Origin of the sequence: Chromohalobacter sp. 296-RDG, assembly GCF_029889885.1 — a bacterium.
Taxonomy (GTDB): domain Bacteria; phylum Pseudomonadota; class Gammaproteobacteria; order Pseudomonadales; family Halomonadaceae; genus Chromohalobacter.
In genome coordinates this window covers 1-964 of the sequence record NZ_JARANY010000245.1, presented here as the reverse complement: position 1 = coordinate 964, position 964 = coordinate 1, and the positions used below count along the sequence as shown (strand labels likewise).

1 protein-coding gene is annotated in these 964 nt (G+C 50.1%); it reads left to right on the top strand.

The annotated features are described in order from the left end of the window. Positions 1-103: 103 nt before the first annotated feature. On the top strand, positions 104-964 hold an 861-nt coding region (locus OP495_RS18250; RefSeq protein WP_348521331.1), incomplete at its 3' end, for a TonB-dependent receptor.

The window sequence follows — 964 nt, the reverse complement described above, 5'->3', positions numbered from 1 at the left end:
TATCCCATTCTCTGCTTCACTTTGGTCGGTAAAGTCGAGAGGGTACCGGCGCTGGCCCTCCTTCCTCTACCTGGCGGTCCAAAGTGCTGCGGTTATTCTATGAATCCAGGATACTCAACTGACCCTGCTGGCCAGTTACCAGAAGGATGACGGTACGCCTAAAAATCCCTTTAAGCTTGCGTACGGCACGCTGGAAGATACTCCCTATGGGAAAGTCGATCCTGAAACTAATTATGGTGCTTCAGACTACGATAAAGATGAGCATACCCAGTTCGGTATCGGTTATGAATTTCAGCACCAGCTTGATGACACTTGGAAGTTCGAGCAAAACTTTCGCTATAGTCACTTAGATCTGGATCTGCGTAGTACGTACCTGATGTCGTCTCTCAACGAGGGAAGTACACGGTTAGCTGATCGTGGTCATCTACAGCGTGACGGTGAGATCGACAGCTTTACCATCGATAACCGTATGGTCGGGAAGTGGTATACTGAACGCATGGAAAATACGTTGTTGTTCGGTGTCGACTATCAGGACCTGAGCCTTGATGGTAAGGAATATGACAATTACACCTACGATACTGTTGATATTTTCAATCCTGATACAACCGCTACGCCGGTGCCTGACAGCCAACTGATAGGCCGGCAGATCGATAAACAGCAGCTTGGTGTTTATGTACAGGATCAACTGCGCATCGATGATCGCTGGGTGCTGCTGGGTAGTGTTCGTCATGACAGCGCCGATGTTAAGAATACGAATCAGGACACCGATGTCACAGTTGATGAGACCCAGTCCGAGACCTCTTTCTCCGGCGGCCTGATGTACTTGGGTGACAACGGAGTGAGCCCGTATCTTAGCTATACCGAGTCGTTCAGGCCGCAAGCTCAGACTGACGCTCAGGGTGCGGTTTTCGAAGAAATCGAAGGTAAACAGTGGGAGGCGGGGGTCAAGTACGCGCCTTCTTCC